Here is a 19,308-nt window from a genome sequence, read left to right as displayed (position 1 = left end):
CATGGAGGCGGGATGCTTTCGACCGTGATGCTCGCCGATGCCGTCACTCTGCAACCCGACTTCGTCGTCATCGACGTCGAGACCGCGTGTTCGCGGGTCAGCAGCATCTGCCAGATCGGCATCGTCGGATTCCGCGACGGCCGCGAGATATTCGACTACGAGACGCTGGTCGACCCGCGCGACGAATTCCACCGGTTCAACACGCGGATACACGGCATCGCCGAGCATCATGTCGTCGGCCAGCCGAGCTTCGCCGACGTCCATGCCATCGTCGATCGTCATCTGAGCGGCCGCACGACGGTTGCGCACTCGTATTTCGACAAGGGCGCGCTCGCAGCCGCCTGCCGGGTTCATGACCGCCCAGCGATCGAGACGGTATGGCTCGACAGCGTCCGCGTCGCCAAGCGCGCCTGGCCCGATCTGGAAAGCCACCGCCTCGGCCTGCTCGCGCAATATCTCGGCATCGCGCACAAGCATCACGACGCGCTCAGCGATGCGCGCGCGGCCGGCTGGGTGATCGTCAAGGCGATCGACCACACCGGAATCGCGCTCGACGAATGGCTCGCCCCGCCGCGCAAGCCCGGCCCCGCCCCCCGTCCAGCGCCGTCCGGACCGCTCGCTGGCGAGCGCATCGCGCTCCTCGGCGCGCCGCGCGACGGGGCGTCGGCGGAGCGGATCGCGGCGCTCGGCGGCCGGATCGTGTCTGCGGTCGGCAACACGACGACGCTGCTCGTGATCGCGGGGCGTGCGCCGTTCAGCTACTCGGTGCGCAACAGCGGTGCATATCGCCGGGCGGAACATTATCGGCGGCTCGGCGGCGCGATCCGGATCGTCTCCGACTTCGAACTCGGCGTTGCGGACGGGGTTGCCGGACCGACCGGCGCCTGACGATACACCATCGTCCCCAACAGGGAGATTGCTGCGCGGATGGCCCTTTACCTTGGCAACGTCCCGGCAACCTGCGACCGTCGCTCCAAACCAAAATGGAGGATGACATGCGGGCAGCGATGATGGCCATGGCAGGCGGAGCGGCGCTGGCGAGCGGCATGCTGGCGATACCGGCGTTCGCGCAACAGGCGCGCGTTGCGGAGGGCATGCTCGGCGGCACGCGTCTGGCGACTTCCCCGGCGGCGGCGGCGCCCCCCGTCGACGCATATCTCGGCATCCCCTACGCCACGCCGCCGATTGGTGCGCTCCGGTGGCAACCGCCCAAGCCCGCCGCCCATTGGAGCGGCGTGCGCAAGGCCGACGCGTTTGGCCCGCGCTGCATGCAACAGCCCCTGTTCGCCGACATGAAGTTTCGCTCGCCGCGGATCGATGAGGATTGCCTGACGCTCAACGTCTGGACGCCCGCCGGTACCAAGCCGGGCGCGAAGCTTCCCGTGCTGTTCTACATCCACGGCGGCGGCGCGATCGCCGGCGACGGCTCCGAACTGCGCTACGACGGTGCGGCGATGGCGCGTCAGGGGATCGTCGTCGTCACGATCAACTATCGCCTTGGCGTGTTCGGCTTCCTCGCGACCGGCGAGATGGCGGCGGAATCCCCGGCGCATGCCGCCGGAAATTACGGATTGCTCGATCAGGCGGCAGCGCTCGAATGGGTCCGGCGCAACGCCGCCGCGTTCGGCGGCGATCCCGCACGGATCACGATCGGCGGCGAAAGCGCAGGCTCGATGTCGGTCAGCGTGCTGATGACGTCGCCGCTGACCCGGACACGGTTCGCGCGCGCGATCGGCGAAAGCGGGGGCGTCCTGCCGCCGACGTTCCGACCGAAATCGCTCGCGACCGCCACGACGCAGGGCGAGGCGTTTGCGCGCGCTGCCGGAGCCCCCTCGCTAGCCGCGCTCCGTGCGATGCCCGCGGCGGATCTGCTCAAGGCGCAGGACCAGACGCACGCGGGTGCGGACTTCATCGTCGACGGGCTGTTCCTCACCGAACCGCCGATCGATACCTATACCGCTGGTCGTGCCGCCCGCGTGCCGTTGCTGGTCGGTTCGAATTCGCAGGAGGGTGCGTGGACCAGCATCCTGCGCGGTCAGGCGCCCACCGTCGCCAATTACCGCGCCGCGATCGGCACGCTCTACTCGGACCCGGACGCGCTGTTCGCGCTGTATCCGGCAGCATCCGACGCCGCGGTTCCCGCCGCCGCGACCGCGCTGGCGAGCGACGCGTTTCTCGGCGCATCGACGTGGCAATGGTTCGACCTGCATCGCCGCTCGCGACAGCCGACCTATTATTATTATTTCGCGCACCCGCGGCCGCGGGCGCTGCCGCCGCTGACCAATCCCGACGTCGCACCGCTGGGCGCGGTGCACAGCGCGGAGATCGAATATGCGCTGGGCAATCTCGATACCAACCCGGCCTATGCCTGGACTGCGGACGATCGCCGGATCTCCGCGGTCTTCCAGGGCTATTTCACCGCCTTCATCAAGACGGGCAATCCCAACGCCGCCGGGTTGCCACGCTGGTCGCCGGCCGTACCCGGCGCAGGACCGATCCAGCGGCAGACGATCGACGTGACCACCAGGTCGACGCCGTTCGAGGCGCAGGCGCGCTACGAGGCTGCGGTGCCGCTGCTCGAACGCCGCGCGCGCTGACCGGTCAGAGCCGGCCGAGGAAGACCGCACCCGGTACGGCGAGCTGCTGCCCGGTAGCGGACAGCCTGCCGTCCGGACCGATCGCGAAGATCGCCAGCGTCGCCGATCGTTCGTTGGCGACCACCATCCGCCGCGCGTCGTCGAGCAACAGGAAGAAACGCGGCCAGTCGCCACCGCTGGCGATGTGCTGGAGCAACGTCGGTACGCCCGCCGCATCGAGCGCGAACACGGCGATGCCATTCTGTCCGCGGTTCGAGACGTAGAGCCGCCGGCCGGTCGGGTCGATCGCGATATGCGCAGCCTGCGACGCGCCACGATAGCCCGCCGGCAGCGTCGACAGCCGTGACCGCGTGACGAAGCGGCCGTCCGCGCCCGCATCGAGCGTCATCAGCGTGTTGGACAGCTCACACACCACATAGGCGCGCGGCAATCTGGGGTGATGGACGAGGTGACGTGGCCCTGCGCCTGGATCCGCATGCCAGGCCGCGACCGGGCGAGCCAGCGTCCGCGCGGTCGGATCGAAGCGATAGGCGTAGAGCGTGTCCGTCCCCAGATCGATCGAGTGGAGCCACCGCCGGTCCGGGCTGAACCCGACCCAATGCGCGTGCGGCCCTTCCTGACGTGCCGTGTTGGGCCCCTTGCCGACATGGTCGAACAGCACCGGGTCGCCGGGCACGCCGGTCCGCGGATCGAGCCGATGGAATGCCACGCCGCCGCTGGAATAATTTGCGACCGCAAGGCAGCCGCTGGCGCGGTCGAACGCGATATAGCACGGGTCCGCACCCTTGGTGGGCGCGGTCCCGCGTTTCGCCCAGCCCGGCGCATACGCCGAAATCTCGCCCTGCGTCTGTTCGCGTACGAGAAAATAGGCACCGCCGGGGCCGCCTCCCACGCCGAACGACGCGTCGTCGATCCCGGGGATCGGCGCCTCGACCTGCCACCGGTCGCGATCGGGATCGTAGGCGATCGGGTAGAGGCCCTTGCCGCCCTCGCGCGCGTAGGTTCCTGCGATCAGCCGTATCGAGCGCTTCGCCGCCGCGGGTACCGCGATCGTCGCCGCCATCGCGGTCAGCGCGGATCGTCGCGTCATCGTCCAGTCGGTCATCGCAAACCCCTCACAGTCACCTGAACCCGAGCCAGTACAGCAAGCCGATGTTGACCGCGAGCAGCGGCAGTGCAGTCGGCACCTGCGCGCGGATGACGGCGTTCCTGTCCTTCAGTTCCAGCAACGCGGCGGGGACCAGATTGAAGTTCGCCGCCATCGGCGTCATCAGCGTGCCGCAGAACCCGCTGAGCATGCCGATCGCCGCGACCACCGCGGGGTCGCCGCCGTAATGCCGCACGAGCAGCGGGATGCCGATCGCCGCCGCCATCACCGGGAACGCCGCGAACGCGTTGCCCATGATCATCGTGAACAGCGCCATGCCGAGCGTATAGGCAAGCACCGCACCGATCAGACTCCCCTCGGGGATCGCGTGGCCGGCGAGACCGCCAACGACATCGCCGACGCCGGCAAGCGCAAACACCGCGCCAAGGCTCGCCAGCATCTGCGGGAGGACCGCAGCCCAGCCGATCGCGTCCATCAGCCTGACGCCCTCAGCAAGCGGTGTCGCGACGCGCGGGCGGAACCAGAGGTGCATCGCGACCAGCGCGATCAGGACGCCGCAGGTCAGCGCGACGAGCGTTGCCTGCTTCGGGTCGACGAGGCTCGGGACTGCGCGGAACAGGACCGTGCCGCCGAGTGCGGCAGCCGGGATGATCAGGGCGGGCAGAAATATCCGATTGCCGAGCCGGGCCGCCTCGGCACGCCGTTGGTCGAGCGTGGTGGTGGCCCGCCCGCCCCGCCCCATCGCACCCGAGCCGGCGATCGCGACGAGCGCCAGGACGATAACGCCGTTGCCGATATCGCCCAGCCGCCCGCCGAGCAGGAAGCTGATCGCGAGCACCGCATAGAACGCTGCGTTGCCGAACCGCTTCGAGTTGGCGCGATCGGTCGCGCTGAGGACACCGAACGCCGCGAACATCAGGCCGGCGACGCCGTAGATGACGCCCGTACCAATCACCGCGCGCGCACCAGTCGGCGGTCGAGAAGCCACAAGCGGAAGCCGTGGATCAGGAATGCGGCAATCGCGGTGGGTATAGCCCACATCGAGAGATGGAGCGGCTGGATGACGATGCCATAGCCCTCCAGCACGCCCTTCATCAGCAGGATCGAGCCGATCGCGATGAAGATATCCTCGCCGAAGAAAAGCCCGATATTATCCGTTGCCGCCGCCATCGCCGGAATGCGGTCGCCGCCGGGCGCGACACCCTGCGCTTCGGCGGCGGCTTCGGCCATCGGTGCGACCAGCGGGCGGACGCTCTGCGCCGGGCCGGCGATCGAGGTCAGGCCGAGCGCTGCGGTAAGCTGGCGGAACAGCAGGTACCCGATCAGCAGCCGCCCGACCGTCGCACCACGCAGCTTGCCGATCGCCAGCCTCGCGCGTTCCTGCAATCCGTGGCGTTCGAGCATCCCGATCACCGGGAGCACGATGTAGATCACGGTGACGTAGCGGTTCTCGTTGAACGCCTTCCCGAACGCGGCGAGGATCGCGAGCGGGGCGAGTCCAGCGGCAAGCCCGGTGACGAGCGCGGACACCGCGACGACGAGCAGCGGATTGAACCGCAGCAGGAAGCCGGCGACGATCACCGCGATGCCACACAGGACCAGCATCGTCGCTCAGTGCGCCTGCTTGGCGAGGTCGGCGTCGAACGCGGTCCGCGCCTTCGTGACGATCTTCGGCAACAGCGTCGGATCGACGAACGCGGCCGCATCGCCCGACTTACGGCGCTTGCCGCGCGCGATCACGTCGGCGAGTTCGGGATGCGACGGCAGGACGATATCGGCGTGCAGCGTGCCGAGCATCGCGATGCTGCGGCGGTAATCGCCGACGATCCCAGGATAGGCGCGGTTGCCGATCAGGCGGTTGCCCGCAACGCTGACGCTGCATGGGAAAACCACGTCGAGCGCGCGCGGCGTGGCGGGTAACCGCATCGTCCAGGTCGTGCAGCCGGGCGTGTGCCCCGGCGTAGCGCGTGCGGTCAGCGTGACGTTGCCGAGCGTGACCGTGTCGCCGTCACGCACGCCGCCGTCGACGTGCACCTTTGGAAAGCGAATGACCCCGTAGCTGGTCTCGCCCGGTGGGATTCCGGTTTCGAGCGCGCGGACATCGCGAGCGCCGGCGACGACGCGAGCACCGGTCGCACGCTTGAGCGCGGCCACACCGGCGGCGTGATCGAAATGCGCGTGGGTGACGAGGATCAGCTTTACATCCCGGAGACGGACGCCGGTCGCGGCGATGTTATGCGCAATCATGCCGGCATTTTCGGCGAGCGTGCCGTCGATCAGGATCGCGCCCGCATTCGTCTTGATCAGGTAGGCGGCGATCCCTTCGCTGCCGACATAGGTGATCGGCCCGGCGATCGGAAACGGCGCCTGGGGTCGCGTCCAGGCCGGGGGATCCGCTGCGCCGAGCAATAGCGGCGCAGCAATGATGACCGGAAGCACTACGGCCAGTGATCGGAACCAGTCGAATTTCATTCGAGTCCGCCCAACGTGGAACGCACGGCTACGGTTAGCAGCATGGTCGGACATCCGCTCGCGACGCCAGTGCCGCGCCGGTGCGATATCGAAAAACACGGCACCTTCGCATCTGTCGCCCGTACCCAAGTTTACCCATCGCAGAGTTGGATAGAGCGGATACTTCCGATTGGCCATCGCAACCGGCACGAGAAGACGGCAACGGACCTGTTGCCGGTACTTGAAAAGGCATTGCCGACCCGGCGACCCGGGCCGGCAATGCTAGAGCAATTAGGCCGCTTCGAGCGTTTTCTCAGGGTGCGCTTCCACCTGCTCGGCGGACCGCACCGCATCGATCTCGATCCGGCGCGGCTTCATCGCCTCGGGCACCACGCGCTGGAGATCGAGGCTGAGCAGCCCATCCTGGAACCGGGCGGTCCCGACCTCGATGAAGTCGGCGAGCTGGAACCGCCGCTCGAACGACCGCGCGGCGATGCCCCGATGCAGATACTGGGCCCCGTCCTTCTCGTCGGCCTTGCGTCCGGTGACGACGAGCTGGTTCTGCTGCGCGACGATCTCGATCTCGTCGGGACGGAACCCGGCGACGGCGAGAGTGATCCGATACCGGTCCTCGCCGTCGCGGATGATGTCGAATGGCGGATACCCTTCATCCTCGCGAAGCCCGGTTTCGAGCAGGTTGAACAGTCGGTCGAAGCCAACGGTCGACCGCCGATAGGGTGCGAAGTCAAACGTGTTTCTCATTTCCAAATCCTCCTGATGAAGCAATTTGGGCATGAGAAGCGTCGGAGGAGAGCCGACGCCCTCAATGTCCCGCCGGACCCGTTCGGCGTCCGGCAGCGGCAAAATATTTCGTACGAAATCGCGTTTCAAGAGGTTCGAGAACCAAAAAAAACGATCGATCCCGGTTCAGAAGAAAGGGGCGCTAATATTCCGGACGCGCAACCGCGGCATCATGAACCTGCGCGGGGTTACGGCGCCCCTCCTTATTCCCACTCGATCGTGCCGGGCGGCTTCGAGGTGTAGTCGTAGGTCACGCGGTTGATGCCCTTGACCTCGTTGATGATCCGGGTCGCGACGCGCGGCAGGAAGTCGCCGGGGAACTGGAACGCCTGCGCGGTCATGCCGTCGGTCGAGGTGACCGCGCGCAACGCCAGCACGTTGTCGTAGGTGCGGCCGTCGCCCATCACGCCGACGCTGCGGACCGGGAGCAGTACCGCGAACGCCTGCCAGATCGTGTCGTAGAGCCCCGCCGCGCGGATCTCCTCGAGATAGATCGCGTCGGCCTTGCGCAGGATGTCGCAGCGTTCCTTGGTGACTTCGCCCGGGATGCGGATCGCGAGGCCGGGTCCGGGGAACGGGTGACGGCCGACGAAAATCTCGGGGAGCCCGAGTTCGCGGCCGAGCACGCGGACCTCGTCCTTGAACAGTTCGCGCAACGGCTCGACGAGCTTCATGTTCATGCGCTCGGGCAGGCCACCGACATTGTGGTGGCTCTTGATCGTCACCGACGGGCCGCCGGTGAAGCTGACGCTCTCGATCACGTCCGGGTACAGCGTGCCCTGCGCGAGGAACTCCGCGCCGCCGAGCTTTTTCGCCTCGGTGTCGAACACGTCGATGAAGGTCTTGCCGATGAACTTGCGCTTCAGCTCGGGGTCGGTGATCCCGGCGAGGCCGCTGAGGAACAGCTCCTCGACGTTCACGTGGATCAGCGGGATGTTGTAGGCGCCGCGGAACAGGCTGACGACCTGCTCGCTCTCGCCGGCGCGCATCAGACCGTGGTCGACATAGACGCAGGTGAGCTGCTCGCCGATCGCCTCGTGGATCAGCACCGCGGCCACCGCCGAGTCCACGCCGCCGGACAGGCCACAGATGACGCGGCCCTTGCCGACCTGCCCGCGGATCTCGGCGATCTTGGTCTCGCGGAACTCGGCCATCGTCCAGTCGCCGCTGAGCCCGCAGACGTGGCGCGCGAAGTTGGCGATCAGCTTGCCGCCATCGGGGGTATGAACGACTTCCGGATGGAACTGGACGCCGTAGAAGCGCCGCGCCTCGTCGGCGACGATCGCATAGGGTGCGCCGGTCGAGGTGGCGACCGGGGTGAAACCGGGCGGGATCGCGTCGACCTTGTCGCCGTGGCTCATCCAGACCTGATGGCGCTCGCCCTCGGCCCAGAGGCCGTCGAACAGCGCGCAGTTGGACTTGACCTCGATGAAGGCGCTGCCGAACTCGCCGCCATCGCCCGAAACGATCACGTTGCCGCCGAGCTGCGCGGACATGACCTGCTGGCCGTAGCAGATGCCGAGGATCGGGATGCCCGCCTCGAAAAAGCGCTGCGGCACGCGCGGGGAATTCTCGGTGGTGACCGAGGCGGGGCCGCCGGAGAGGATGATGCCCTTGGGCTGCATCCGGTCGAACGCGGCCTCGGCGGACTGGAAGGGGGCGATCTCGCTATAGACGCCAGCCTCGCGCACGCGGCGGGCGATCAGCTGGGTTACCTGGCTGCCGAAATCGACGATGAGAATGCTGTCTGGGTGCTCCATGTCGGGCGCATAGCCGGATGAGCCCCGTAACGAAAGAGGCCGCGCCTCCCGGATGGGAAACGCGGCCTGCAATTCGACTAGTACGAGGCGAGGATTATGCCGCTTCGTTGTAATCCTCGTCGGACATCACCGGACCCGAATCCTGGCCCTTCGCCGAGACGTCGCGGTCGACGAACTCGATGACGGCCATCGGCGAGGCGTCCGACATGCGGATACCGGCCTTGATGACGCGCGTGTAGCCGCCATTGCGATCCGCATAACGGGTCGCGAGCGTGTCGAACAGCTTGATCAGCTGCGCATCGTCGAGCAGCTTGCCGTGCGCGAGACGACGGTTGGACAGGCCGCCCTTCTTCGCGAGCGTGATCAGCTTTTCGACGTAGGGACGCAGTTCCTTCGCCTTGGCGACGGTGGTGGTGATCTGCTCGTGCTTGATGAGCGCGGCGCTCATGTTGCGGAAGAGAGCAAGACGGTGGGCCGAGGTCCGCTGAAGCTTACGGCCGCCTACGCGATGGCGCATGTTTAATACCTTTTCGTTCGTTCAGGGGCCGTGTGAGGTACCCGGGAGCTGGTCGCCGTCGAGGCCGCGACCGATCGCCTTTCGTTCAAAGGTTAGGATAAGGTTACGCCTAGGACGCTTCCTTTGCCCTTCCCTTCATCTCCAGCCGGGTGGCGACCCGGCAAAGCCGTGTCGTCGAACGGGTCGGCCAAAACCGACCCGCCGGCCGGGCTGTTTGGTCTCCGGTGCAGCAGCGCTGCTCCGGTGCCAAATCAGCCCATGATTTCCTGCTCGAGCTTCTTGGCCATCTCTTCGATGTTCTCAGGTGGCCAGCCGGGGATTTCCATGCCCAGGCGAAGACCCATCGACGACAGCACTTCCTTGATCTCGTTCAAGGACTTGCGGCCGAAGTTAGGCGTACGCAGCATCTCGGCTTCGGTCTTGCCGACCAGATCGCCGATGTAGATGATGTTGTCGTTCTTGAGGCAGTTCGCAGACCGCACCGACAGTTCCAACTCGTCGACCTTCTTGAGAAGGTAACGGTTGATCTGCTGGGTATCGCCTGCGGGCTCCGCACCACCGGCAGCGGGGGCTGCCTGGCCGATCGGGGCCGACGAACGCGTGACCGACGAGTCGTCGAAGTGGACGAACAGCGCGAGCTGGTCCTGGAGGATGCGACCGGCATAGCCGACTGCATCTTCCGGGGTGATCGTGCCGTCGGTTTCGATCGTCAGCGTCAGCTTGTCGTAATCCAGGTCCTGACCGACGCGGGTCGGGTCGACCTTGTACGACACCTGACGTACCGGCGAGTACAGCGCATCGACCGGGATCAGACCGATCGGCGCATCGGCCGGGCGGTTTGCGGTCGCGGGCACATAACCCTTACCGATGTCGGCGGTCAGCTCCATGTTGAGCGTCGCACCCTCATCGAGGTGGCAGATCACAAGATCCTTGTTCATGATCTCGATGTCGCCCGAGACGGCGATGTCGCCGGCCTTGACTTCACCCGGACCCGTTGCCGAGAGCTGGAGGCGCTTCGGCCCCTCGCCCTGCATGCGGATCGCGATCTGCTTCACGTTGAGGACGATGTCGGTCACGTCCTCGCGGACGCCGGCCAGAGACGAGAACTCATGCAGCACGTTCTCGATCTTGATCGAGGTGACGGCCGCGCCCTGCAGCGACGAGAGCAACACGCGACGCAGCGCGTTGCCGAGCGTCAGGCCGAAGCCACGCTCGAGCGGCTCGGCGATGAAGGTCGCCTTGCGCTTGGTGTCGCCACCGGCCTTTTTCTCTAGGCCGCTGGGCTTCTTGAGTTCCTGCCAGTTCTTTGCGTTGACAGACACATGCTTCCCCTAATTTGGGGGCCGGCGAACGGGTGTGTCCGCCGACCAATAAAATACACCCGTGCGGCGCGATCAACCGCGCACGGGAGGCGGAGAATCAGACGCGACGACGCTTCGAAGGGCGCACGCCGTTGTGCGGGATCGAGGTCACGTCGCGGATCGACGTGATCTGGAAACCGACTGCCTGAAGCGCGCGCAGTGCCGATTCGCGACCCGAGCCGGGGCCCTTGACCTCGACTTCGATCGTGCGGACGCCGTGCTCGGCGGCCTTCTTGCCGGCGTCTTCCGCTGCGACCTGGGCCGCGTAAGGAGTCGACTTGCGCGAGCCCTTGAAGCCCATTGCGCCGGCCGACGACCACGAGATCGCGTTGCCCTGGGCATCGGTGATCGTGATCATGGTGTTGTTGAAGCTGGCATTCACGTGAGCGACGCCAGAGGTGATGTTCTTGCGCTCGCGCCGCTTAATGCGCTGAGGTTCGCGTGCCATGGTGTATTTCCTGACCTGTATCTGCGTGACGCCGGGCGGCCCGTTGGGACCAGCGCCGGCGGAGTAATCCATTGAAAAAGTGGATTACTTCTTCTTGCCGGCGATCGGCTTGGCCTTGCCCTTGCGGGTGCGCGCATTTGTATGCGTGCGCTGGCCGCGGACCGGGAGGCCCTTGCGATGACGCAGGCCGCGATAGCAGGCGAGATCCATCAGGCGCTTGATGTTCATCGAGGTCTGGCGGCGCAGATCGCCCTCGACGGTGTGATCGGCGTCGATCGTCTCGCGGATGTGCAGGACTTCCTGGTCGGTCAGGTCCTGGACGCGGGCGGTATCAGCGATGCCGAGCTTCGCGACGATTTCCTTGGCCTTGGTCGAACCGATGCCGTGAATATAGGTCAGCGCGATCACCACGCGCTTGTTGGTCGGGATATTAACACCCGCGATACGTGCCATGAACTTGGTTCTCCTGCTCCACGAGGTCCGGCATGGCTGCACAGACCCCATCTCTTAGCGATGAACCGAAACGCACGATAGCGACGAACGCAAACAAGCGCCGCCGGAACCGTCGTGTCGGGGAGAGTTCGAATAGGCGCGGGCGAACGCAGTGTCAAGCGAGCGGTTCCACGGCGGACGGTGCAGCGTGGCGCATCTTGAGCCAACGGCGGAACGACACGACCGTCCAGATCAGCTCGACCACGCCGAACGGCCACGCGCCCTGGAGGAAGCCGTAGATCGAACCGAGCACGCACCCGAATGCGAAGCCTAGCGTCCACCAGTGCGAACCGGCTTCCTTGGCGTAGCATAGCAGCGTGAAGGATACCGCGGCTAGGCCGAATAGGGAGAGGGAGTCCATTCGCAGCCTTGTGCCCGGAATGGGGCGACAATGCCAACGCCACGCCTGATCTTATGGCGACTCTTCGCACACCACTCTCCACGTACAACTGCCCAAGCACATCTAGCCGCCGCTCCATTGCTCAAACCCATCTGATGGGTTATTGGACGTGATGGTTGTAGTTCACCGTGCCCTTGGCTTTCGGTTCGTGATCTATACCCTGGATCACGAACCCGCGCATGTTCACATCACCGGCGCAGGACAGGCCAAGATCAATCTGCTCGGCGCGGATGGCAGGCCGGAGATGATCCAGAGCATCGGCATCAAGCGCGCCGACATCCGTCACCTGATGGCGGAGGCGACAGAGCATCAGGCGCGCTTTCTCGCGGAATGGGAGAAGATACATGGCTCAGAAGACTGACCCGAAGCTCGAAGCCCAGTTCGACGCGGCGGAAGCGCGCGGGCAGGACTTGATGACAACCGCGGTGCGGGCAGCAGAAGCCCGCTATGACCGCGCAACCGGTCGCGTGACGATCGATCTGACCAATGGTTGCGCCTATGCCTTTCCATCTCGGCTCGTCCAGGATCTGAACGGCGCGACCGACGATCAGCTTGCCGACGTCGAAGTCGATGGCCTTGGGTTCAATCTCCATTGGCCTGCGCTCGACGCCGACCTCTACGTGCCGGCGCTGGTGTCTGGCCTGTTCGGTACGCGGGACTGGATGACGCGCGAATTGGCGCGTCACGCGGGTCAGGCAACGTCGCCGGCCAAGGCAGCGGCGGCGCGGGCGAATGGCGCGAAGGGCGGACGCCCCCGCAAGGCCGCATAGAGCCTCGTTACTTCCGCCCGAACAGTTTCTCGATGTCGCCGTGCGCGAGCTTCACCCAGGTGGGGCGGCCGTGGTTGCATTGACCCGAGTGCGGGGTGACTTCCATTTCTCGGAGCAGCGCGTTCATTTCGGGGACCGACAGGACACGGCCGGCGCGGACGGAGCCGTGGCAGGCCATCGTGCCGGCTACCGCGTCGAGGCGCTCCTTTAGGGAGAGCGCTTCGTCGAACGCGGCGAGTTCGTCGGCTAGGTCTGTGACGAGGCCTTTGGGATCGCTTTGGCCGAGGAGTGCGGGGGTGGCGCGGACCAGCATTGCGTGTGGGCCGAAGCGTTCGAGGTCGAGGCCGAATTCGGAGAGTTCTTCGGCACGGGACTCGAGGCGGTCGCAGGCGGATTCGTCGAGTTCTACGACTTCGGGGATCAGCAGGGCTTGGCTGGCGATCGTGCCGCCGATCAGGGCTGCGCGCATGCGTTCGAGGACGAGGCGTTCGTGCGCTGCGTGCTGGTCGACCAAGACGAGACCGTCTTCGGCTTCGGCTACTATGTAGGTTTTTGCGACTTGGCCTCTTGCTACGCCCATCGGGAAAGCCGCGGTTTGCGGTGGGGGTGTCCATGCGGGTTCTGCGCGCGCCTGCGGGGGGGCGGCGAAGAAGGTGGGGCGGGCTTCGTTGACGGTGCTGTAGCTTCGGCTTTCCAGCGGGAGCGTGTGGGGCGTGCCCTCACCTTCCCATCCGCTTTGCGGACGGGCCCCTTCCTCCCCCCCCGGGGGAGAAGAGATGTTTTCCGGTTGCCACATCGACAAGGCGGACTCGCTGGCGCGTTGACTTCTGTGGCCGGCGGCGTCGAGCGCGCGGCGGAGGCCCGAGACGATGAGGCCTCTTACCATCGCGGGGTCGCGAAAGCGGACTTCGGTCTTGGCGGGGTGGACGTTGACGTCGACCTGGTCGGTGGGGATGTCGAGGAACAGCGCCACCACCGCGTGGCGGTCGCGCGGAAGCATCTCGGCATAGGCGCCGCGGATCGCACCCATCAGCAGGCGGTCCTTTACGGGCCGTCCGTTGACGAAAAGATACTGGTGGTCGGCGATTCCGCGATTGTAGGTCGGCAGGCTCGCGACGCCGCCGAGCACGAGCCCTTCGCGTTCCAGGTCGATCGCGACCGAATTGTCGGCGAGCGCGCGGTCGGTGAGCGTCGCCACCCTGCCCGGCCGGTCCTCGACCTGCATCGCCGACAGCGCGCGGCGGCCGTCATGTTCCAGCGTAAAGCCGATATCGGGCCGCGCCATCGCGAGCCGGCGGACGACGTCGAGGCAGGCGGCGTATTCGGCGCGAGGGGAGCGGAGGAACTTGCGGCGGGCGGGGACCCGCGCGAACAGGTCCTCGACCACCACGCGCGTGCCGGGCGGAAGCGCGGCGGGGCCTTCGCGCTCGACGCGGCCATTGTCGACGGTGCGCGCCCAGCCTTCGGCGCCGCGGATGCGACTTTCGATCGTCAGCCTCGCGACGCTCGCGATCGAGGGCAGCGCCTCGCCGCGAAAACCGAGCGTCACCACCGATTCGATGAACTCGTCGGGGAGCTTGGAGGTGGCGTGCCGTTCGAGTGCCAAGGCCATGTCGGCGGGGGTCATACCGCAGCCGTCGTCGGCGACTTCGATCCGCGACGTGCCGCCTTCCACGAGGAGAATCGCGATGCGCCCTGCCCCGGCGTCGATGGCGTTTTCGACTAACTCCTTCAACGCGCTGGCGGGTCTTTCCACCACTTCACCGGCGGCGATGCGATTGACCAGATGCTCGGGGAGACGCCGTATTGACATGGGTTTGCGTCTAGACCAAGCGACGGCATCCCGCGACCCGCAAACGCCACTTAAATAGTATAGGCACCCGGTGCTCGAAACCACCGGCGGGCTCCGCGAGATGATGTGTGTGCGCATGTTTTTGCTGGCGGTTCGCCCGTCCGGCGGACTGGATACGGGACCCTGATTGAATGGCCTTCTACTCGCGTTTCTTCAAGTTCATGTCGCACGACATGGCGATCGACCTCGGCACCGCGAACACCGTCGTCTACGTCCGTGGCCGCGGCATCGTCCTGAACGAGCCGTCGGTGGTCGCGGTCGAGACGATCAACGGGATCAAGCGCGTCAAGGCGGTCGGCGACGACGCCAAGATGATGATGGGCAAGACGCCGGGCAATATCGAGGCGATCCGGCCTTTGCGGGACGGCGTGATCGCGGACATCGACGTCGCCGAGCAGATGATCAAGTATTTCATCCAGAAGGTCCACGGCCCGCGCAAATTCGCGCGCTGGCCCGAGATCGTGATCTGCGTGCCGTCGGGCTCGACCAAGGTCGAGCGCCGCGCGATCCGCGATGCCGCGTCGAACGCGGGCGCATCACAGGTATGGCTGATCGAGGAGCCGATGGCGGCGGCGATCGGCGCGGACATGCCGGTCACCGAGCCGATCGGTTCGATGGTCGTCGACATCGGCGGCGGCACGACCGAAGTCGCGGTGCTGTCGCTGCGTGGTCTCGCCTACACCACCTCGGTACGCGTCGGCGGCGACAAGATGGACGAGGCGATCGTCTCGTACGTCCGCCGCAACCATAACCTGCTGATCGGCGAAGCGACCGCGGAGCGGATCAAGAAGGAGGTCGGGATCGCCAAGCCGCCGGTTGACGGCATCGGCATGATCATCCAGATCAAGGGCCGCGATCTCGTCAACGGCGTGCCCAAGGAGATCCAGATCAACCAGGGCCAGATCGCCGAAGCTCTGAGCGAGCCGGTCGCGACGATCGTCGAGGGCGTCCGCGTCGCGCTCGAGAACACTGCGCCCGAACTGGCCGCGGATATCGTCGACCAGGGCATCGTGCTGACCGGTGGCGGCGCGTTGCTCCAGGGGCTGGACGAAGTGCTGCGCGACGAGACCGGGCTGCCGGTGACGGTCGCCGAGGACCCGCTGACCTGCGTCGCGCTCGGCACCGGTCGCGCGCTCGAGGATCCGTTGTTCCGCGGCGTGCTGATGAGCGGTTAACGATCTGTTTTTGCTTTAAGACACGCGGACACGAAATCGCGTCGTCCGAGTCGCGGGGGATCTGGCCCTCGCGGTTCGGCGGCGCCCGAGACAGGGGGACAGGCGCATGGCGCCAGCCCGCGACCGGCGCACGGGGTTTTCCCGGCGTCGGCAATATGGTGTGTTCATGGGCTATGTGCTCGCCGTCGCCGGTGCGGTGGTGGGCCTGGTGCTGCTCGTCGCGTCGACGTTCAATCCGCCCGCGTTTTCCGCGCTGCGGATGGGCGTCGCGGGGGTGACGACGCCGGTCTCGACCGGGCTCGCCACGGTCGGCTCGTCGGTCTCGGGTATCCCCGATGCGGTCGGCAACTATTTCTTCGTGAAGCAGGAGAACGTCGCACTCCGCGCCGATCGCGAGCGGACGCGGGCGCTGCTGATGCGCGCGCGGACCATCGCGTATGACAATCGCCGGTTGCGCTCGTTGCTGGCGATCCGCGATCGCTCGCCCGATCCGGTCGTGACCGCACGGCTGGTGAGTTCGAGCGCGTCGAGCGGGCGGCGCTTCGCACTGCTCAACGCCGGCCGCTGGAGCGGCGTGCTGCCCGGCATGCCGGTGCGCGGTCCCGATGGCCTGATCGGGCGCGTCGTCGAGACCGGGCCGAATGCGGCGCGCGTCCTGTTGCTCAGCGACGGCGACAGCATCGTGCCCGTCCGCCGCACGCGCGACGGGATGCCCGCAATCGCGGCGGGGCGCGGCGACGGGATGATCGACATCCGCTCGGTCAACGCCACCAACGTCCGGTTCAACGCGGGCGACCTGTTCGTGACGACCGGCACCGGCGGCATCTACGCGCCCGGCGTGCCCGTCGCACGCGTGATGAAGGCGGGGTCGGATTCGGTGATGGCGCGGACGTTCGCCGACCCCGACACGCTCGACTTCGCCTTGGTCGAGCGGATGTTCATGCCGGTGCCGCCGCCCCGTCCGGTAGCACCGCAATGATGCCGCCGCGCGTCGTCGACAGCGTCGACTACAAGCCGTTCGCGACTAAGCTCCCGGCGGGTCGCGCGCGCGCGATCCCCTGGGCGACCGTCATGGCCGGGTCGCTGATCACGATCATCCCGGTGGTCGCGACGATCCCGCTGCTGCCGCCGTTCGGGTTCGTCATGCTGCTCGCCTGGCGCCTGCTCGCGAGGTTCGCGTTCCGGCCCTGGGCCGCAGCCCCGCTCGGCTTCTTCGACGACCTCGTCAGCGGCCAGCCGCTTGGCAGCGCGGTGCTGATGTGGTCGCTCGCGTTCGTCGCGATCGACATGATCGAGCAGCGCCTCGCCTTCCGCGACCATTGGCAGGACTGGCTGATCGCCGGCGGGCTGATCGCGGCGTGCATCCTGGTCGGCCGCTTCATCGCGGTGCCGGTCGGCGCGCATGTCGACACCATCCTGATCGCGCAGATCGCGGTCACGATCCTGATGTTCCCGCTGGCCGCGCGGATCGTCGCGACGATCCAGAACAAGCGCGGTGCCGAGTGAGAAATACGCGCATCGTCACCGAGATGTCGCAGGCGTACAGCTTCTCGCGGCGCGCCTGGATGCTGGGCGCGGCGCAAGGCGGTGTCGGGCTGTTGCTCGCCGGGCGGATGGCGTGGCTGTCGATCGCGCAGAACGAGCGCTACACGCAAATGTCGGAGAGCAACCGCGTCAACATGACGTTGCTGCCGCCCCGCCGCGGCTGGATCGTTGATCGCCACGGCGTGCCGATCGCCAACAACCGCACCGATTTCCGCGTCGACATCATCCCCGACCGCCTCCGCGACAAGGAGCGCGTGCTGCCGCTGCTCGGCCGCATCCTCCAATTGCCGCCCGAGGAAGTCGAGCGGATCGCGATCGATCTCGAACACGCCGCCGGTTTCCAGCCCGTCCAGGTCGCGGAGAATCTCGACTGGGAGCGGTTCGCGGCGGTCAGCGTCCGCCTCCCCGAACTGCCCGGCGTCGCGCCGACGCGCGGGTTCGCGCGCAGCTATCCGGCGGGCGCGGCGGTCGCGCACCTGACGGGCTATGTCGGCGTGCCCAACGCCGAGCAGTATAAGAAGACGCACGACCCGCTCCTCGTCACGCCCGGCTTCAAGCTCGGCAAGGACGGGCTCGAGAAGATGCTCGAGGCCGAGCTCCGCGGCGTCGCCGGCGCCAAGCGCGTGGAAGTCACCGCGCGCGGCAAGCTGGTCGCCGAGCTCGCCACCAAGCCCGACGTCCCCGGCAAGACCGCGCGGCTGACGATCGACGCGGGCCTCCAGGAATATGCCGCGCGCCGCCTCGGCACCAATTCCGGATCGGTCGTCGTGCTCGACACCCGCACCGGCGAGATGCTCGCGATGGTGTCGATGCCCGCCTATGATCCGAACAGCTTTTCGGACGGGATCAGCCATCTCGAATGGCAGATGCTGAGCGACGACGATCACGTGCCGCTGATGAACAAGGTCACGCAGGGGCTGTATCCGCCGGGCTCGACCGTCAAGCCGATGAACGGCCTCGCGCTGATGAATGCGGGCGTCGATCCGACGACGCGCGTCAATTGCTCGGGGGCGATGCGGCTTGGGACCAGCGTGTTCCATTGCCACAAGAAAAGCGGTCACGGTCCGCTCGATCTCAAGAACGCGATCATGCAGAGCTGCGACATCTATTTCTACGAGATGGCGCGGCGGGTCGGCTACAACGCGATCGCGCCGATCGCACGCACGTTGGGGATGGGCCAGAAGTTCGACCTGCCCTTCTCGACGCAGCGCTACGGAACGGTCCCCGACCCGGCGTGGAAGCTGAAGAAATACAAGCACGACTGGACCGTCGCGGATTCCCTCAACGCGTCGATCGGCCAGGGCTATGTGCTGGCCAACCCGTTGCAGCTCGCGGTGATGGCTGCGCGGCTGGCCTCGGGGCGCGCGTTGCAGCCAAGCATCCTCGCGAGCCATGTCCACCGCGACTCCCCTGCCCTCGCGATCGATTCCGAGCATCTCGCGCGTGTCCGCGACGCGATGTTCGGGGTGATCAACCAGGGCGGCACCGGCGGCGCGGCCAAGCTACTCATTCCTGGCGTCGCGATCGCAGGCAAGACCGGCACGGCGCAGGTCCGTCGCATCACGATGGCCGAACGGCGGTCGGGCGTGCTCAAGAACGGCCAGTTGCCGTTCAAGATGCGCGACCACGCGCTCTTCATCGGCTTCGCGCCCGCCGATAACCCGCGCTATGCGCTCGCGGTCGTGCTCGAGCATAACGGCCATACCGTGCGCAATCTCGACACGCCGATGATCGGCCGCGACATCATGACCTACATGCTCGACCGGGAGCGCGCGCTGAAGTCGCTCGCCGAGGTCGAACCGACCTGGGGCGGCGACATCCGCACGCGCATGGCGGCGACCGCGGAGACCTACCGCAAGGCGCAGTCGGCACCCCCGGCGGCGATCGCCACCAAGACCGACGCGATCGTCCCCAGCGACGCCCCCGCGGTCGAGAATGCGACCGACATGGCCAACGCGACGCAAGAAGCGCTGACGGCACCGGGCGCGACCGTGGCAGAGGACGATTCGCGGGACCGCCAGCAATGATCAC

General features: G+C 66.8%; 20 protein-coding genes. 8 read left to right on the top strand and 12 right to left on the bottom strand.

Going from position 1 to position 19,308, the window contains the following annotated elements:
* Positions 1–12: 12 nt before the first annotated feature.
* Positions 13–888, top strand: a complete 876-nt coding sequence (locus ASG20_RS02300) for an exonuclease domain-containing protein (RefSeq protein ID WP_231420334.1) — start codon at positions 13–15, stop codon at positions 886–888.
* Between the two features lie 107 nt (positions 889–995).
* Complete coding sequence (locus ASG20_RS02295; protein ID WP_056050302.1) at positions 996–2,597, top strand: carboxylesterase/lipase family protein; 1,602 nt, start codon at positions 996–998, stop codon at positions 2,595–2,597.
* Positions 2,598–2,601: 4 nt separating this feature from the next.
* On the opposite strand, the gene ASG20_RS02290 is transcribed toward ASG20_RS02295, so the two are convergent.
* The 11 genes from ASG20_RS02290 to ASG20_RS02240 all read right to left on the bottom strand — a co-directional run bounded on the left by ASG20_RS02290 (position 2,602) and on the right by ASG20_RS02240 (position 11,896).
* Positions 2,602–3,702: a lactonase family protein gene (locus tag ASG20_RS02290; protein WP_056047956.1), complete on the bottom strand. Its 1,101-nt coding sequence runs from the start codon at positions 3,700–3,702 to the stop codon at positions 2,602–2,604.
* A gap of 16 nt (positions 3,703–3,718) precedes the next feature.
* Positions 3,719–4,660 (bottom strand): DUF979 domain-containing protein, encoded by a 942-nt coding sequence (locus ASG20_RS02285; protein ID WP_056047953.1) that lies wholly within the window; start codon positions 4,658–4,660, stop codon positions 3,719–3,721.
* Positions 4,657–5,310 (bottom strand): DUF969 domain-containing protein, encoded by a 654-nt coding sequence (locus tag ASG20_RS02280; protein ID WP_056047949.1) that lies wholly within the window; start codon positions 5,308–5,310, stop codon positions 4,657–4,659. Before ASG20_RS02280 ends, ASG20_RS02285 begins: the two co-directional genes overlap by 4 nt.
* Before the next feature lie 6 nt (positions 5,311–5,316).
* Positions 5,317–6,177 (bottom strand): subclass B3 metallo-beta-lactamase, encoded by an 861-nt coding sequence (bla, locus tag ASG20_RS02275; RefSeq protein ID WP_056047947.1) that lies wholly within the window; start codon positions 6,175–6,177, stop codon positions 5,317–5,319.
* A 270-nt stretch (positions 6,178–6,447) separates the two neighbouring features.
* On the bottom strand, positions 6,448–6,918 hold the full coding sequence (locus ASG20_RS02270) for an Hsp20 family protein (protein ID WP_056047944.1): 471 nt from the start codon (positions 6,916–6,918) through the stop codon (positions 6,448–6,450).
* 242 nt (positions 6,919–7,160) lie between these two features.
* A complete protein-coding gene (gene guaA, locus ASG20_RS02265; protein WP_056047940.1) occupies positions 7,161–8,717 on the bottom strand; it encodes a glutamine-hydrolyzing GMP synthase in 1,557 nt (518 codons plus the stop codon).
* A gap of 94 nt (positions 8,718–8,811) precedes the next feature.
* Complete coding sequence (gene rplQ, locus ASG20_RS02260) at positions 8,812–9,234, bottom strand: 50S ribosomal protein L17 (protein ID WP_056047937.1); 423 nt, start codon at positions 9,232–9,234, stop codon at positions 8,812–8,814.
* A 251-nt stretch (positions 9,235–9,485) separates the two neighbouring features.
* Positions 9,486–10,556 carry a DNA-directed RNA polymerase subunit alpha gene (locus ASG20_RS02255; protein WP_031395236.1) on the bottom strand — a complete coding sequence of 357 codons (1,071 nt, stop codon included), beginning with the start codon at positions 10,554–10,556 and terminating at the stop codon, positions 9,486–9,488.
* A 97-nt stretch (positions 10,557–10,653) separates the two neighbouring features.
* The gene (rpsK, locus tag ASG20_RS02250) at positions 10,654–11,043 is read right to left on the bottom strand and encodes a 30S ribosomal protein S11 (protein WP_031395237.1); all 390 of its coding nucleotides are present in this window, start codon (positions 11,041–11,043) and stop codon (positions 10,654–10,656) included.
* A gap of 84 nt (positions 11,044–11,127) precedes the next feature.
* On the bottom strand, positions 11,128–11,496 hold the full coding sequence (rpsM, locus tag ASG20_RS02245) for a 30S ribosomal protein S13 (protein WP_056015521.1): 369 nt from the start codon (positions 11,494–11,496) through the stop codon (positions 11,128–11,130).
* 154 nt (positions 11,497–11,650) lie between these two features.
* Positions 11,651–11,896, bottom strand: coding sequence for a hypothetical protein (locus tag ASG20_RS02240; protein ID WP_056047934.1), 246 nt, complete (start codon positions 11,894–11,896; stop codon positions 11,651–11,653).
* Between the two features lie 187 nt (positions 11,897–12,083).
* Between ASG20_RS02240 and ASG20_RS18860 the strand changes: the two genes are divergently transcribed.
* Positions 12,084–12,296 carry a DUF4160 domain-containing protein gene (locus tag ASG20_RS18860; protein WP_231420335.1) on the top strand — a complete coding sequence of 71 codons (213 nt, stop codon included), beginning with the start codon at positions 12,084–12,086 and terminating at the stop codon, positions 12,294–12,296.
* On the top strand, positions 12,280–12,705 hold the full coding sequence (locus ASG20_RS02230; protein WP_056047928.1) for a DUF2442 domain-containing protein: 426 nt from the start codon (positions 12,280–12,282) through the stop codon (positions 12,703–12,705). Before ASG20_RS18860 ends, ASG20_RS02230 begins: the two co-directional genes overlap by 17 nt.
* Before the next feature lie 7 nt (positions 12,706–12,712).
* Here the strand turns inward: ASG20_RS02230 and mutL are convergent, their stop codons facing one another.
* Positions 12,713–14,518 carry a DNA mismatch repair endonuclease MutL gene (mutL, locus tag ASG20_RS02225; RefSeq protein WP_056047925.1) on the bottom strand — a complete coding sequence of 602 codons (1,806 nt, stop codon included), beginning with the start codon at positions 14,516–14,518 and terminating at the stop codon, positions 12,713–12,715.
* 170 nt (positions 14,519–14,688) lie between these two features.
* Here mutL and ASG20_RS02220 point away from each other — a divergent pair, with 170 nt between their 5' ends.
* The 4 genes from ASG20_RS02220 to mrdA all read left to right on the top strand — a co-directional run bounded on the left by ASG20_RS02220 (position 14,689) and on the right by mrdA (position 19,304).
* Positions 14,689–15,732 carry a rod shape-determining protein gene (locus ASG20_RS02220; protein WP_055878614.1) on the top strand — a complete coding sequence of 348 codons (1,044 nt, stop codon included), beginning with the start codon at positions 14,689–14,691 and terminating at the stop codon, positions 15,730–15,732.
* 106 nt (positions 15,733–15,838) lie between these two features.
* The gene (gene mreC, locus ASG20_RS02215) at positions 15,839–16,711 is read left to right on the top strand and encodes a rod shape-determining protein MreC (RefSeq protein ID WP_056047922.1); all 873 of its coding nucleotides are present in this window, start codon (positions 15,839–15,841) and stop codon (positions 16,709–16,711) included.
* Positions 16,708–17,238 carry a rod shape-determining protein MreD gene (gene mreD, locus ASG20_RS02210; RefSeq protein ID WP_310886151.1) on the top strand — a complete coding sequence of 177 codons (531 nt, stop codon included), beginning with the start codon at positions 16,708–16,710 and terminating at the stop codon, positions 17,236–17,238. Before mreC ends, mreD begins: the two co-directional genes overlap by 4 nt.
* A 23-nt stretch (positions 17,239–17,261) precedes the next feature.
* Entirely contained in the window at positions 17,262–19,304 is a 2,043-nt protein-coding gene (gene mrdA, locus ASG20_RS02205) for a penicillin-binding protein 2 (protein WP_056050300.1), read from the top strand.
* Positions 19,305–19,308 lie beyond the last annotated feature (4 nt).

This window comes from Sphingomonas sp. Leaf198, from assembly GCF_001424005.1.
Taxonomy (GTDB): Bacteria; Pseudomonadota; Alphaproteobacteria; order Sphingomonadales; family Sphingomonadaceae; genus Sphingomonas.
Note: the sequence above shows the minus strand (reverse complement) of the source record. Positions and strands in the feature narration are given on the sequence as shown.

Coding starts and splice junctions, on each gene's coding strand:
- ASG20_RS02280 (WP_056047949.1), bottom strand. CDS start 5,310: ATGCTGGTCCTGTGTGGCATCGCGGTGATCGTCGCCGGCTTCCTGCTG.
- ASG20_RS02240 (WP_056047934.1), bottom strand. CDS start 11,896: ATGGACTCCCTCTCCCTATTCGGCCTAGCCGCGGTATCCTTCACGCTG.
- ASG20_RS02290 (WP_056047956.1), bottom strand. CDS start 3,702: ATGACCGACTGGACGATGACGCGACGATCCGCGCTGACCGCGATGGCG.
- rpsM (WP_056015521.1), bottom strand. CDS start 11,496: ATGGCACGTATCGCGGGTGTTAATATCCCGACCAACAAGCGCGTGGTG.
- mrdA (WP_056050300.1), top strand. CDS start 17,262: ATGTCGCAGGCGTACAGCTTCTCGCGGCGCGCCTGGATGCTGGGCGCG.
- ASG20_RS02230 (WP_056047928.1), top strand. CDS start 12,280: ATGGCTCAGAAGACTGACCCGAAGCTCGAAGCCCAGTTCGACGCGGCG.
- ASG20_RS02270 (WP_056047944.1), bottom strand. CDS start 6,918: ATGAGAAACACGTTTGACTTCGCACCCTATCGGCGGTCGACCGTTGGC.
- bla (WP_056047947.1), bottom strand. CDS start 6,177: ATGAAATTCGACTGGTTCCGATCACTGGCCGTAGTGCTTCCGGTCATC.
- rpsK (WP_031395237.1), bottom strand. CDS start 11,043: ATGGCACGCGAACCTCAGCGCATTAAGCGGCGCGAGCGCAAGAACATC.
- ASG20_RS02295 (WP_056050302.1), top strand. CDS start 996: ATGCGGGCAGCGATGATGGCCATGGCAGGCGGAGCGGCGCTGGCGAGC.
- mreD (WP_310886151.1), top strand. CDS start 16,708: ATGATGCCGCCGCGCGTCGTCGACAGCGTCGACTACAAGCCGTTCGCG.
- guaA (WP_056047940.1), bottom strand. CDS start 8,717: ATGGAGCACCCAGACAGCATTCTCATCGTCGATTTCGGCAGCCAGGTA.
- ASG20_RS02300 (WP_231420334.1), top strand. CDS start 13: ATGCTTTCGACCGTGATGCTCGCCGATGCCGTCACTCTGCAACCCGAC.
- mreC (WP_056047922.1), top strand. CDS start 15,839: ATGGCGCCAGCCCGCGACCGGCGCACGGGGTTTTCCCGGCGTCGGCAA.
- rplQ (WP_056047937.1), bottom strand. CDS start 9,234: ATGCGCCATCGCGTAGGCGGCCGTAAGCTTCAGCGGACCTCGGCCCAC.
- ASG20_RS02220 (WP_055878614.1), top strand. CDS start 14,689: ATGGCCTTCTACTCGCGTTTCTTCAAGTTCATGTCGCACGACATGGCG.
- mutL (WP_056047925.1), bottom strand. CDS start 14,518: ATGTCAATACGGCGTCTCCCCGAGCATCTGGTCAATCGCATCGCCGCC.